This window comes from Olsenella sp. CU969 (assembly GCF_905219715.1).
Lineage (GTDB): Bacteria > Actinomycetota > Coriobacteriia > Coriobacteriales > Atopobiaceae > Granulimonas > Granulimonas faecalis.
Window position 1 is genome coordinate 1 of record NZ_CAJMXC010000052.1, and the last position, 13,344, is coordinate 13,344.

General features: G+C 69.3%; 11 protein-coding genes and 1 pseudogene. 9 read left to right on the forward strand and 3 right to left on the reverse strand.

The features are described 5' to 3' along the window. Window positions 1-442 precede the first annotated feature (442 nt). The 7 genes and pseudogenes from JX283_RS06050 (at window position 443) to nagA (ending at window position 7,785) form a co-directional block, all read left to right on the forward strand. Window positions 443-2,227 (forward strand): beta-galactosidase family protein, encoded by a 1,785-nt coding sequence (locus JX283_RS06050; protein ID WP_204829775.1) that lies wholly within the window; start codon window positions 443-445, stop codon window positions 2,225-2,227. A gap of 98 nt (window positions 2,228-2,325) precedes the next feature. Continuing rightward, window positions 2,326-2,817 (forward strand): PTS sugar transporter subunit IIB, encoded by a 492-nt coding sequence (locus JX283_RS06055; RefSeq protein ID WP_204829776.1) that lies wholly within the window; start codon window positions 2,326-2,328, stop codon window positions 2,815-2,817. Next, window positions 2,817-3,719 (forward strand): PTS mannose/fructose/sorbose/N-acetylgalactosamine transporter subunit IIC, encoded by a 903-nt coding sequence (locus tag JX283_RS06060; protein WP_370583422.1) that lies wholly within the window; start codon window positions 2,817-2,819, stop codon window positions 3,717-3,719. The genes JX283_RS06055 and JX283_RS06060 overlap by 1 nt, the downstream gene beginning before the upstream one ends. After that, complete coding sequence (locus tag JX283_RS06065) at window positions 3,706-4,560, forward strand: PTS system mannose/fructose/sorbose family transporter subunit IID (RefSeq protein WP_204829778.1); 855 nt, start codon at window positions 3,706-3,708, stop codon at window positions 4,558-4,560. Before JX283_RS06060 ends, JX283_RS06065 begins: the two co-directional genes overlap by 14 nt. 117 nt (window positions 4,561-4,677) lie before the next feature. After that, entirely contained in the window at window positions 4,678-5,613 is a 936-nt protein-coding gene (locus JX283_RS06070) for a UTRA domain-containing protein (RefSeq protein ID WP_370583421.1), read from the forward strand. Then, a pseudogene (locus JX283_RS06075) lies at window positions 5,496-6,596 on the forward strand (SIS domain-containing protein); the annotation flags it as partial. The gene JX283_RS06070 and the pseudogene JX283_RS06075, both read left to right, overlap by 118 nt. Further along, window positions 6,586-7,785, forward strand: coding sequence for an N-acetylglucosamine-6-phosphate deacetylase (nagA, locus tag JX283_RS06080; protein WP_204829779.1), 1,200 nt, complete (start codon window positions 6,586-6,588; stop codon window positions 7,783-7,785). The pseudogene JX283_RS06075 and the gene nagA, both read left to right, overlap by 11 nt. Window positions 7,786-7,838: 53 nt before the next feature. Here nagA and JX283_RS06085 read toward each other — a convergent pair whose 3' ends face one another. Beyond that, a complete protein-coding gene (locus JX283_RS06085; protein WP_204829780.1) occupies window positions 7,839-10,274 on the reverse strand; it encodes a glycyl radical protein in 2,436 nt (811 codons plus the stop codon). A 118-nt stretch (window positions 10,275-10,392) separates the two neighbouring features. Here JX283_RS06085 and JX283_RS06090 point away from each other — a divergent pair, with 118 nt between their 5' ends. After that, on the forward strand, window positions 10,393-11,361 hold the full coding sequence (locus tag JX283_RS06090; RefSeq protein ID WP_239652501.1) for a glycyl-radical enzyme activating protein: 969 nt from the start codon (window positions 10,393-10,395) through the stop codon (window positions 11,359-11,361). Between the two features lie 73 nt (window positions 11,362-11,434). Here JX283_RS06090 and JX283_RS08635 read toward each other — a convergent pair whose 3' ends face one another. Next, on the reverse strand, window positions 11,435-11,557 hold the full coding sequence (locus JX283_RS08635; RefSeq protein ID WP_255533467.1) for a hypothetical protein: 123 nt from the start codon (window positions 11,555-11,557) through the stop codon (window positions 11,435-11,437). A gap of 95 nt (window positions 11,558-11,652) precedes the next feature. Continuing rightward, window positions 11,653-12,429, reverse strand: coding sequence for a GntR family transcriptional regulator (locus tag JX283_RS06095; RefSeq protein ID WP_204829781.1), 777 nt, complete (start codon window positions 12,427-12,429; stop codon window positions 11,653-11,655). Between the two features lie 108 nt (window positions 12,430-12,537). On the opposite strand from JX283_RS06095, the gene JX283_RS06100 reads away from it, so the two are divergent. Further along, window positions 12,538-13,317: an N-acetylmannosamine-6-phosphate 2-epimerase gene (locus JX283_RS06100; protein WP_370583423.1), complete on the forward strand. Its 780-nt coding sequence runs from the start codon at window positions 12,538-12,540 to the stop codon at window positions 13,315-13,317. The last annotated feature ends 27 nt before the right edge of the window (window positions 13,318-13,344 follow it).

Below are 13,344 nucleotides of genomic sequence, written 5' to 3' on the forward strand. Positions count from 1 at the left end.
GCCCCGCCCCCGCCTTGCCTCCCGGCTCTCTGCGCCAGGCCGTGCGTCGGCGCCCCTTCGCCGAGCCCCTTTCCGCCCGCGGCCGTCATGCCCGTCTCCCGCTGTCTATAACGTGCAACGCTAACGTGCAACGCCCCCGGCTCTTATCGGTCCGAAAAACAGATACCAGTAACTGAATAACAGCTTGGAAAATGGTTTATATAATTGCTGTACTCAGCAATTAACATGCAGATAAAACGTTGGCAATCCTTACAAATAAGAATGATGCACCAAAGAAAATAGCTGGTAATCAGATTACTTTTACCGTAAGCGGTCTGTTTTCTGCCGTGGGCGGCTTGTCTTATGCATCAGACAGTAATGAGTTTCTCAATTGCATATACTACGACCGACTTCGAAATACATCATCTGGTAGTAACCAGTTATGAGAACCGTAGGGACCATCATGAGCCACACCTTCTCCGCAAGGGGGAGCAGCTTCCTGCTCGACGGCGAGCCGTTCCAGATCCGCTCCGGCGCCATCCACTACTTCCGTGTGCACCCGGCAGATTGGGCGCACTCGCTGCACAACCTCAAGGCCCTGGGCTTCAACGCCGTCGAGACCTACGTGCCGTGGAACCTCCACGAGCCCCATGAGGGCACCTTCCGCTTCGACGGCCTGTGCGACGTCGAGGCCTTCCTCGACGCGGCGGCCCGCGAGGGGCTCTACGCCATCGTTCGCCCGTCGCCGTTCATCTGCGCCGAGTGGGAGTGGGGAGGCCTGCCCGCGTGGCTCATGTACGGCCACGGCCGCCCGCGCAGCCGCGACCCGCGCTTCCTCGGGGCCGTCGCGGCCTACTACGACGAGCTCATCCCGCGCCTCGCGCCCCACCAGCTGGACCGCGGCGGCAACGTGCTCATGTTCCAGGTGGAGAACGAGTACGGCTCGTACGCCCAGGANAAGGGGTACCTCCGCACGATCTCGACCCTCATGTCGGAGCGCGGCCTCACCATGCCCTTCTTCACCTCCGACGGTCCCTGGGAGGCGTGTCTCTCGGCCGGCTCCCTCATCGACGACGGCGTTCTTGCCACGGGCAACTTCGGCTCGCGGCCCGAGGAGAACTTCGCCGCCCTCAGGCGCTTCCAGGAGGGGCACGGCCGCACCCAGCCCCTCATGTGCATGGAGTTCTGGGACGGCTGGTTCAGCCGCTGGGGGGAGGCGCCCACCCGCCGCGATGGCGGCGAGCTGGCCGACTGCGTGGGCCGCGCCCTCGAGATCGGGTCGGTCAACCTCTACATGTTCCACGGAGGCACCAACTTCGGGNTCATGAACGGGTGCTCCGCCCGCAAGCAACACGACCTGCACCAGATCACGTCGTACGACTACGGCGCGCCGCTCGATGAGCGCNGCAACCCCACCGGGCGCTACGACGCCCTCCGCGCCATGATGGCCGAGCGCTTCCCCGACGTCCCCCTGGGCACGCCCGCCTACAAGCCCNCNCTGNCCCCGTGCNTCNTCGTGNNCGACGGCNTNGCCGGTCTCCTCGCCTCCTTGGACGCCCTCTCCGAGCGCCGGGAGTCCCTCGACACCCAGCCCATGGAGCTGNTGGGTCAGAACACCGNNTACGTGCNCTACCGCACGACCCTGCCCGCCTACGCCGACGAGGTGCGCCTCCGCGTCATCGACGCCTCCGACCGCGTGCAGGTCTTTTGCGACGGTGAGCTCGCAGCCGTGCAGTACCAGGAGGAGATCGGCGACGACATCTTCGTCTCCCCGCGGCCGGACGGATCGACCCTGGACGTGCTCGTGGAGAACATGGGCCGCGTCAACTACGGTCCCAAGCTGTGCGCACCCTCCCAGTCCAAGGGCATCCGTCAGGGCGTCATGGCCGACCTCCACTTCCTCCAGGGATGGGAGGAGTACCCCCTGCCCTTGGACGACATCTCGGCCCTCGAGTTCTCGGCCGAGGGGCCGCACCTTGCTGCCCCCGCGTTCCATCGCTTCCATCTTGCCGTCGACGAGCCCGCCGACACCTTCGTGGACATGGCCGGCTGGCACAAGGGCTGCGTCTTCGTCAACGGTTTCAACGTGGGCCGCTTCTGGGAGAAGGGCCCCCTCACCACCCTCTACGTACCGGGCGGGCTGCTCAGGCCCGGCGTCAACGAGCTCGTCGTCTTCGAGACCGACGGCCCGGGCGCAGGGGAGCTCGTTCTCGCGGACGGCCCCGTCGAGATCGAGACAGGGGCGTAGCACCGGCACGATCGCCGCGGACGGGGCCCTGGGTCCCGGGAGGCGGCGACCCGATAGTAAGCAGGCAGTCAACCCAGACAAGGAAAGGAGAGCGGCCCATGAACATCGTAGGAGCGAGGATCGACGGGCGACTCGTCCACGGACAGNTCGCCAACCTGTGGATCTCCATGCTCAGCGTCGACCGCGTGATCGTCNTCGACGACAAGGTGGCGGTCAGCGACATCGAGAAAAGCGGCATTCGCATGGCCACCCCCAGCAAGGTGCGTCTCAGCGTCCTCGACGTGGAGCGCGCGGCCCGCCAGCTCAAAGCCGACCGCTACGCGTCCCAGCGCGTCCTCCTCGTGGNCAAGAGGCCCGGCGTCTACGTGGACCTCGTCAAGGCGGGGTTCCCGCTTGAGGAGCTCAACGTGGGCAACATGAGCCAGACGCCCACCACCACGCAGGTCACCAACTCCATCAACGTCGAGGAGGCCGACGTGGCCGCCTTCGACGAGCTCGACGCCGCAGGCGTCCATCTGGTCGCCCAGATGGTGCCCCAGAAGAAGGGTGAGGAGTTCATGGAGCTCCTCGAAGGGAAGGTGAACCGATGATCCAGGTTTGGCAGATCGTGCTCCTCACGCTCTACGCCGGTTATCAGATCCTCGACGAGCTGCAGATCTACTCCTCCATGAGCACGCCGGTGTTCGCCGGCCTGTTCGCCGGCCTCGTCATGGGCGACGTCNCCACGGGCCTGTTCGTGGGCGGCTCCATGCAGCTCATGGTCCTGGGCGTCGGCACCTTCGGCGGCGCCTCCAAGATCGACGCCAACTCGGGCACCATCCTGGCCACGGCCTTCTCCGTCGCCCTGGGCATGGACCCCCAGCAGGCCATCGCCGCCATCGCCGTGCCCGTGGCCGCGATCCTCATCCAGCTCGACGTGCTGGCCCGCTTCGCCAACACGTTCTTCGCCCACCGCATCGACGCCGCCATCGATCGCTTCGACTACAAGGGCATCGAGCGCAACTTCCTCATGGGCGCCCTGCCCTGGTCGCTCTCCCGCATGATCCCCGTGGGCCTCGCGCTGGCCTTCGGCGGAGGCGTGGTGAGTCAGGTGGTGGAGGTCCTCAACGGCCCGCTCCTCTGGCTCGGCAACGGCCTCTCCGTGGCCGGCTCCGTGATGCCCGCCGTGGGTCTCGCCATCCTGCTCCGCTACCTGCCGGTGAAGAAGAACATCGCCTACCTGGTCCTGGGCTTCACCATCACCGCCCTGTTCACCACGCTCTTCGGCAACGTGCAGATCATCGGTGCCGGCCTCGACGCCATCTCGCCCTCCGGCGGCGTCTACAACAGCCTGCCCATGCTCGCCATCGCCCTCATCGGCTTCGGCTTCGCGGCCATGGCCTACCAGCGCTCTGAGGGCGCGCCGTCCGTGGCGGCCCCCGCACCCACCGCCCCCGCCCCCGCGGGGGAGACCATCGTCGAGGAAGGAGAGATCTGGGATGACGAGCTCTAACACCAACGGGGTGCAGACCCCCACCGCGCCGGGCAACCCAGGGCAGTACCGGATCACCGAGAAGGACCTCGCCCAGATCAACCGCCGCTCGCTCCTCGCCTTCCAGCTGGGCTGGAACTACGAGCGTATGCAGGGCTCCGGCTACCTCTACCTGGTCNTGCCGCAGCTGCGCAAGATGTACGGCGACGGCACGCCCGAGCTCAAGCGGGCCATGCAGGCGCAGGCGCAGTTCTTCAACACATCCAACTTCTTCAACACCATCATCACCGGCATCGACCTCGCGGTGGAGGAGAAGGAGGGCGTGGGCTCCCTCGAGACCGTGAACGGCCTCAAGACCGGCCTCATGGGCTCGTTCGCGGCCATCGGCGACTCCATCTTCGCNGCCCTGATCCCCACGATCTTCGGCGCCATCGCGGCCAACATGGCGCTGCAGGGCAACCCCACGGGCATCTTCATCTGGATCGCCGTCCAGATCGCCGTCATGGCCTTCCGCTGGAAGCAGCTGGGCTTCGCCTACCGCGAGGGGGCCAAGCTCATCACCACCATGCAGGGCAGGCTCTCCGCCCTCACCGACGCCGCCATCGTCCTCGGCGTGTTCATGGTGNGCGCCCTCGTGGCCACGGTCATCAACGTGCACGTGGGCATCGCCCCCCAGATCGGGGACGTGGCCCTGTCGGTGCAGAACTCCCTCGACATGATCCTTCCCAAGTTGATCCCCGCTCTCATCGTGTTCGGCGTCTACGCCCTGCTCGGCAAGGAGCGCATGACGAGCACCCGTGCCATCTTCATCGTGCTCGTCGTCTCCGTGGCCCTCTCGGCCTGCGGCGTCCTCGTCAAGTAGCGCGCGGCCCACGCCCCGCCCGGCCTCACGGGCCGGCGGGGCGGCCCGGGCCCGGCCGGCCTATCATCGGTGNCGGCCCGCGCCCGGGCNNTCGGACTGCGANGGAAGGCGGCACCCATGGCCACGGTCAAGAAGCAACCCCTCTACGAGCAGCTGGCCGACACCCTCTCCGACAGGATGGGCGTCGAGCTGGCCCCCGGGGACCTGCTTCCCTCGGAGCGCGAGATGTGCGGGCGCTACNGCATCTCGCGCACCACGGTGCGCCAGGCCATGGCCGAGCTGGAGCGCCGCGGCCTCGTGGTGCGCCGCCACGGCAAGGGCACGTTCGTGGCCGACCGCTCCGCCGATGCCACCAACCTCATGCAGTCCNACAGCTTCACNCAGCAGATGCGCGAGGCCGNGCGCGTGCNCCGCACGGATGTGCTCTTCTTCGGGCGCGTGGAGGCCACGGCCGAGGTCGCGCGGATGCTCGGTCTCAGGCTGGGCGACCCGACCTTCGAGCTGCAGCGCCTGCGNTCCGCNGACGCCGTGCCCATGATGGTGNAGCGCACCTACCTCCCGGTGGTGCCGTTCCTCTCGCTCTCCCTCGAGCTGCTCGAGGCCAAGCCGCTCTACGAGCTGATGGAGGGGGAGTTCGGCCAGACCATCCGGGTGGCCGAGGAGGAGTTCTGCGCCAGCCTGGCGCGGCCCGCGGATGCGGAGCTCCTGGGCGTGCCCGTGGGCTCGCCGGTGCTCGACCTCACCCGCGTCNCCTACAGCACGGCCAACGAGGCGATCGAGTACACGCTCAGCGTCGCCCGGGCCGATAGGTTCAGATACAAGGTGTNCCACTGGCGCTCCCGACGGCGNGGTGGGACGGGACAGGAGATACCCCTATGTTCGAAAAGACCGACGAGGAGCTCAAGGCCCTCGGCGCCTACGACACCACCCGCGAGATCGCCCAGCAGCCTGACCTCTGGGAGGACACCTACAGGATCTGGTCGGGTGCCCGCCGCGCCGTGGACGCCTTCCTCGCCGAGGCGCGCGCCATGGCCGGCGGCCCCCTGCGGGTGATTTTCACCGGCGCCGGGACCTCTGCCTACGTCGGCGACACCGTGGCCCCGTACCTCACCCGCACCGGCGACACCGGCGCCTACCGCTTCNGCTCGGTGCCCACCACCGACATCGTGAGCGCCCCCCTGGACTACCTGGTCCCCGACGANCCGTGCCTGCTCGTCTCCTTCGCCCGCAGCGGCAACAGCCCCGAGAGCGTGGCCGCCGTGGAGCGTGCCCGCCAGGCGGTCTCCGACCTGCGCCTCCTCAACATCACCTGCGCCCCCGACGGCGCCCTGGCCCGTGCCGCCGAGGACGACCCGCAGGCCCTGAACCTGCTCATCCCCCGCGCCAACGACCGCGGCTTCGCCATGACCGGCAGCTACACCTGCATGACGCTCCTGGCCGCCCTTGTGTTCGACCGTGCGTCGGACGGCGAGAAGGATGCCTGGGTGCGCGCCGCGGCCGCCATGGGCCGCGAGGTGACGGCCCGCGAGGACGAGGTCGCCGCCCTGCTCGGCGAGGGTCCCTCGCGCCTCACCTACTTGGGCAGCGGCCCCCTCTCCGGCCTGGCCCGCGAGGCGCAGCTCAAGATCCTCGAGCTCGCCGNCGGCAGGACCGCCACCTCGTTCGACAGCTCCATGGGTTACCGGCACGGGCCCAAGTCCTTCGTGGACGAAGGCACGGTGCTCGTGACCTTCGTCTCCGAGCAGCCCTACACCCGCCGCTACGACCTCGACATCCTGGCCGAGGTGGCCGGCGACGGCATCGCCGCCCGTACCGTGGCCGTGCAGCAGGCCACGGGCCCGATCTTCGAGGGCGACGCCTTCACCTTCGCCGGGACCGGACCGCTCCCCGGCGCCTACCTCGCCCTGCCGTTCGCCATGGTGGCCCAGACGGTTGCCCTGCTCAACTCGGTGCGCCTGGGCAACACCCCCGACACCCCGAGCCCCTCGGGCACGGTGAACCGCGTGGTCAAGGGCGTCACCATCCATGAGCTGGAGCTCTNACGTGGGCGNCGGTGCGCCGCGGGGCGCCTACGCCGTCGTCGCCAAGGGGTTCTTCCTGCCCGGCGGCTACGTCGAGGGCGGCTGCGTGACCGTGGAGGGCGGCAGGTTCGGCCTGTACCGGGCCGAGGTGCCCTCCGGCATNGCGGTGCTCGACCTGGGCCGTGCCCGTGTGGCCCCCGGCTATGTGGACACCCACATCCACGGGTTCCTCGGCCACGACGTCATGGACGCCGACGCCGCCGGTGTGGGCGAGATCTCCCGGGGCCTCGCCCGCCACGGTGTGACGAGCTGGACCCCTACCACACTGACCGCCCCACCGGATCAGGTCGCGGCCGCCTGCCGTTCGGTGGCCGNGGCCGCGGCGGACGGGTCGACCGGGGGAGCGGCCGGTGGGGCGCACATCCGNGNTNTCTTCCTCGAGGGACCGTTCTTCACCGAGGCCCACAAGGGCGCCCAGAACCCCGGCTACCTCCTGGCCCCCAGCATCGGCCTGCTCGAGGCCTGGCAGGAGGCCTCCGGCGGCCTCGTGACCAGGGTGGCCGTGGCCGCTGAGGCTGAGGGTGCGCCGGAGTTCTGCGCCGCTGCCCGGGCCCTCGGCGTGAGCGTGTTCCTCGGACACTCCGACGCGAGCCTCGACGAGGCCTGCGCATGCGTGAACGCCGGGGCGTCCGGGTTCGTCCACACGTTCAACGGCATGAGGGGCTTCAGCCACCGCGATCCGGGCATGGTCGGGGCGGCCCTGGGGCTCCACGGCGTCTGCGCCGAGGTCATCTGCGACGGCCGCCATGTGGATCCCGCGGCCGCGCGCATCCTCGTGCGGGCGCGGGGCGCCGACGGTGTGGCGCTTGTGACCGACTGCATGCAGGCCGGCGGCATGCCCGACGGCGAGTACCTGCTCGGGGAGCTTCCCGTGGTGGTCTCGGACGGTGCCGCGCGTCTGGCCGAGGGCAGCCACAGCCTGGCGGGCTCGGTGCTTACCCTCGACCGTGCCGTACGAAACGTCCGGGACTGGGGCGCGGCCACCGACGAGGAGGCCGTGCGCATGGCCACCCAGACCCCTGCCGACGCCAACGGCATCGGCGGTATCTGCGGCCGCATCGCCCCGGGCCGAGACGCCGACTTCGTCGCCCTGGACGACGGCCTCCATGTGACGGCCACCTATATCTCGGGACAGGAGGCCTGATCGGCCTCCTTGGGACGGGACGGGGCACCCCGCCGGGGTGCCCCGTCTGCCGTCTAGAGCGTCTGCTCGGTGCGGGCGATGATGTCGTCCTGGGTGGCCCGGGACAGCACGTTGAAGAACGCGGAGTAGCCGGCCACGCGCACGATGAGGTCGCGGTGGTTCTCGGGGTGCTCCTGGGCGTCCAGCAGGGTCTCGCGGGACACCACGTTGAACTGCACGTGGTAGCCGTGGAGTCGGTTGAAGTAGGCCCTGAGCATGGACTCGAGCTTGATCTTGTTCTCGGGCCTCTCCAGCGTTGACGGGTTCACCTTCTGGTTGAGCAGCACGCCGCCGGTGATCTTCTCGGTGGGCAGCTTGGTGACCGACTTGAACACGGCGGTGGGGCCGTGGAGGTCGCGGTTGTGGGCCGGGCTGCAGCCCTCGGCGAGGGGCTCCCGGGCGTTGCGTCCGTCGGGCGTGGCCATGGTGCCCATGCCCTGGCCCACGTTGGCGCTGATCGAGCTTGTGCCGGCGTAGCGGATGCCGCCCACGGGCCCGCGGCCGTGGCGGGTGCTCGGGTACTTGGCCACCTCGTCGATGTAGGAGTCGTAGGCCTCCACCACCAGACGGTCCACGTAGTCGTCGTCGTTGCCGTACTTGGGGGCGTCCTGCTGCAGCATGCGCTGGATGCGCTGGTTCTCGGGGCTCTGGAAGTCGTCGAGGATGGCGTCCCACAGCTGCTGCGGGGTGATCCGCCCCTCCTCGAAGACCAACTTTTTCACGGCCGCCAGGGAGTCGGCCATGTTGGCGATACCCACCTGCAGGCCGCTGATGAAGTCGTAGACGGCGCCGCCCTCCTTNATGGTCTTGCCGCGGCCGATGNAGTCGTCGGTGAGGGCGCTGCACAGCACGTCGGGGACGTCGCGCTCGCTGGCCAGGTCGATGGCGTTCTCCACGATCACGGAGTAGCGGCACATCTCGCGGATGGTCTTGTCCCAGGCGTCGAGGAGCTCGTCGTAGCTGGTCATCTCGGTGAAGCGGCCGTGGTCCTCGGTGAATCGGCGGCCCGTGGTGAGGTCCACGCCGCCGTTCATGCAGCACAGGAGCAGGCGCGGGAAGTTGAGGTAGCTCATGCCGGTGCAACGGTAGCCCCACTTGCCGGGCACGGCGGTCTCCACGCAGCCGATGGCGGAGTAATCGTAGGCGTCCTCCCGGGCCACGCCCCAGTCGATGAAGCTGGGGATGATGACCTCGTCGTTGTTCATGGCCGGCATGCCAAAGCCCAGGCGCATGACCTCCACGCACTCGTCGAGGAAGGCCGGGTCGATGGACGCGTGGTAGCGCACGGTGAGGTTGGGCTGGGTGAGGCGGGTCTGGGCCACGGAGCGGAGCACCAGCCAGGAGAGCGGGTTCACGGCGTCTTGCGGCATGCCGTCCACCAGACGCTGGCCGCCGATGGTGACGTTCTGGTACATGGGGGAGCCGGCCGAGGAGAGCGTGTGNGCCTGGCTGCGCACCTTGTTGACGGTGAGGCTCTTGATCCAGAGGTTGGTGAGGAGCTCGAGGGCCTCGTCCTCGGTGATGCGCCCGGCGGCGAGGTCGGCCTCGTAGAAGGGGAGCAGGTACTGGTCCAGGCGGCCGTAGGACAGGGAGTGGCCGTTGGACTCGATCTGCAGGATCACCTGGAGGAACCACACGGCCTGGACGGCCTCGCGGAAGGTGCGGGCGGGCTCGTAGGGCACGCGCTCGCAGGCCTCGGCCATGGCGAGGAGCTCGGCAGCGCGGGCGGGGTCGGCCTCGGCGGCCTGGGCGCGGGCGAGCTCGGCGTAGCGGCCGGCGAAGCGGCGCACGGCGGCGACGACCTCGAGGACGGCGTTGTAGAAGACGCGCTTGTCGATGGAGGCCGGGTCGGTGAGGTCGAGCCCCGCGCTCAGCCTGCGGGCGCGCTCCTCGTAGCCGCGCAGGCCCTCGGCCAGTACGCGGCGGTGGTTCACGGCCAGGTGGGCGTCGCCGNCNTTGAGCTTGCCCTCCATGCCAAAGAGCCCGGTCTCCATGAAGACGGAGACCTCCTCGGGGAGCNGGGNCTCGCCCCGGGCGCGCAGGTTGTTGCCCTCCCAGAANGGGGCGATGGAGCGGATCTGCTCCTTGGTCTCCTCGGTGATGTGGAAGACGTCGCCGTCGCGCTTCTCGAAGAGGTCGAGCTCGTCGAGGACGAAGCCGAGGGTGTACTCGGGGAAGACCGGGGCGTTGCAGTTCTTGGTGGCCTGGTTGCCGCAGATGAGGGTCTCGGGCTCGATGTAGACGGTCATGGCGTCGAGGATGTGGGAGAGCATGAGGGCGCGGCGCATCGCGGGCGGCTGGGCCCTGGTCTGCTCGTAGGACTCCGTGCAGAGGACGGCGCGCTCGCCGTCGACNTAGGGGCGCTCGTCNAGCACAGCCTCGNGGAAGCGCCGCATGCGGGGCGTGAGCTCTCCGAAGTGGTCGAGCAGGGACTGCCGTTGGGACGTCATGGGTTCCTCCTGGGGGTGCGCCTGAAAGTCGCTTGATGCTTGCTACCATTGAGAGCATAGCCTAGTATCGCTTACGAAACAAGAATTACTTACGAACGAAAGAGATTGTGGAGCGCCCATGGGGATGACGGCACCGGTCTTCAACATCCAGAAGTTCAGCCTCGACGATGGGCCCGGCATCCGTACGGTGGTCTTCCTCANGGGCTGCCCCCTGCGCTGCGCCTGGTGCGCCAACCCCGAGAGCCAGGCGGCCTACACGCAGCTCGAGTGGGACGCGCGCTCCTGCCGCGGGTGCGGCGCGTGCGCGGCCGCGAGCGAGGCCGTGACGCTGGCCTTTGANGGGGACGGCTCGTCCCGCGTGACGGTGGACCACCGGCGCCTGGCCGCCGAGGGCGGCCAGGGGGCCGTGGCCGACGCCTGCCGGTGGGGCGCCATGACGCCCGNGGGCGCNTACCGCGCNGNGGACGAGGTGGTAGGGGAGTGCCTCAAGGACAAGCCCTTCTACGAGGAGTCCGGCGGCGGCGTGACCTTCTCGGGAGGGGAGGCGCTGCTCTGGCCCGACTTCGTCGTGGAGGCGGCGGGCCGTCTCCACGACGAGGGGGTGCCGTGCGCCANGGAGACCACGGGTCACGGCGAGCCGGAGGTCTTCGGCCGCGTGGCGGGGGCGCTCGACCTCGTGCTCTTCGACGTCAAGCACTGGGACGACGCGTGCCACCNCGAGGGGACCGGCGTGGGCCTGGAGAGGATCGGCGCCAACCTGAGGAGCGCCTTCTCCTCGGGCGCCGACGTGCTCTGCCGCACGCCGGTGATCCCGGGCTTCAACATCGACGCGTCCCTGTCCGACGACGCGGTGGCCGAGACGGCCGACGGTCTGGCCGGGTGGGTCCTCTCGGCCTGGCGCGACGCCGGCCGCGGGGGCGACGGGCGCCCCCGGCTGCAGCTGCTGCCCTTCCACCAGTTTGGTGAGAACAAGTACGCGCTGCTGGGCCGCGACTACGGCCTGGAGGGGGTGGCCCAGCTGCGCCCCGAGGACGTGGAGCCGTTGGCGAGGGCCCTCCGCGAGCGGGGCGTGGACGCGTTCGTGTAGCGCGGGGGCGGGCCGCTCGCCCGACTCGCCGTCCATACAGCCCGGAGCTGATGAATCGCGCCGTACCCCGCCGCTACCGCGAGCGCAAGTGCTGGTAGAGCGCGATGGCGAAGGCGACGGCCCAGTAGAGCGCCCAGGCCACGAGGGCGATGGCGCCGATGCATACCAAGACCACGAGCAGGGAGAAGCCGTTCATGGAGCCCTCCTCGGCACGAGGGGTTTGCTACCGTTCAAAGTATACCCTGCTGAATGATTTTATTCCAGCCGCTCCGCCGGCCCGGTCGCCGGGCCCTACTCCGCCGGGCCCCAGCTCACGCCGTCGCGCTTGAGGTGCACGGAGAAGCGCGTGTGGTCGCCCGGGGCCACCACGTGGCTCATCTCGAACGGCCTGCCCCGGCCGTCGGCAGCCGTGCGCGTGATCCTGAACGCGGCGCTGCGGCACGCCCTGCCGAGGAGCTCGGCCTCCCGCCTGCCCAAGAGCACGCTCTCGTAGATCTCGGTGGCCTGGGCCGCCTCCACGCCCCAGCCGCCGGCCAGTGCCGCGTAGAGGGACCCGGTCACGTCGGCCTCGGCCAGGCCGGGGAAGAGCCGGCAGGGCAGGTAGCTCGTCTCCAGGGACATCACCACGTCGTCGGCCATNCGCAGGCGCTCCACCCTGAACACGTCCTCGCCGGCCGGCAGCCCCAGGGCGTCGGCCACGGGCTGGTCGGGCCGCCCCGTGGAGAACGAGAGCACCCGGCTGGCCGGCTCCATGCCGGCGGCACGCACCACGCCCGAGAAGTCGTACAGGCTGTTGAGCGTGCGGCGCATGGTGGCCGGCGCCACGAAGGTGCCCTTGCCGGCCCTCCGCGTGACCATGCCCTCGTCCACCAGGGAGGAGAGCGCCGCGCGCACCGTGGAGCGGCCCACGCCCAGGGCCCGGCAGATCTCCTTCTCGGTGGGCAGCGGGTCGTCCGGCGCCAGCACCCCCTCCGTGACGAGGGCACGCAGGGCCTGGGCGATCTGCTTGTAGAGGGGTTGGGCGGCGGTGGGGTCGACGGCGGCGACCAGGGCTTCCAAGGTATCCATGGCCCCATGGTATATCACCTCGTCCCTCCAAAACCCCCGTTGCAAATGTACCAAACATTTGCCATGATGGCCCTAGGGGGAGACGGCGCCCCGGGTTCCGGCCCGGGGGTGCAGANNCGAGCCCTTGGAGGAGCCATNTTCCACAGCCCGCGCCCCAACGTCCGCGACCTCGTCGACCCCATGGCGGGCGGCCTGATCGTGAGCTGCCAGGTCCAGCACGACGACCCCATCTACACGCCCGACATGGTGGTCAAGATGGCCGAGGCCGCCGCGTGGGCCGGCGCCGTGGGCATCCGCGCCAACAGCCCCGAGCAGATCCGCGCCATCAAGGAAGCCGTCGACCTGCCGGTGATCGGCCTCTGGAAGGTCTGGCACCCCGACACCGACGTCTTCATCACGCCCACNNTGGCCGAGGTGGACGCCATCGTGGAGGCCGGCGCCGACATCGTGGCCCTCGACTGCACGTTCCAGACCACCCACGAGGGCACCAGCGCTGCTGACCTGCTGCCCCGGGTGCGCGAGCGCCACCCGGAGACCCCCGTCTTCGCCGACGTCTCCAACGCCGAGGAGGCCCGCCTGGCCGTCGTCAACGGGGCCGACATCGTGGCACCCACCCTCTACGGCTACACGGCCGAGACGGCCCACATCGAGGGTGCCGACTACCGTATGTTNGCCGGGTTCTGCCGCGACCTGGGCGACAAGGCCTACGTGATGATGGAGGGGCACCTCTACACCCCCGAGGACGCCATGAAGTGCGTGTTCCTCGGCGCCCATGCCGTGGTGGTGGGTAGCGCCATCACCCGGCCGCACCTCACGGCAAAGCGCTTCGTGGACCTGCTCGACGGCTACCGCGACAACTGGAGGGACGCCGAGCGCGCCAGCCACTGACCCGCCGCCCACCCGCGGCCCGTACCC

Coding starts and splice junctions, on each gene's coding strand:
- JX283_RS08635 (WP_255533467.1), bottom strand. CDS start 11,557: ATGAACGGCTTCTCCCTGCTCGTGGTCTTGGTATGCATCGGCGCCATC.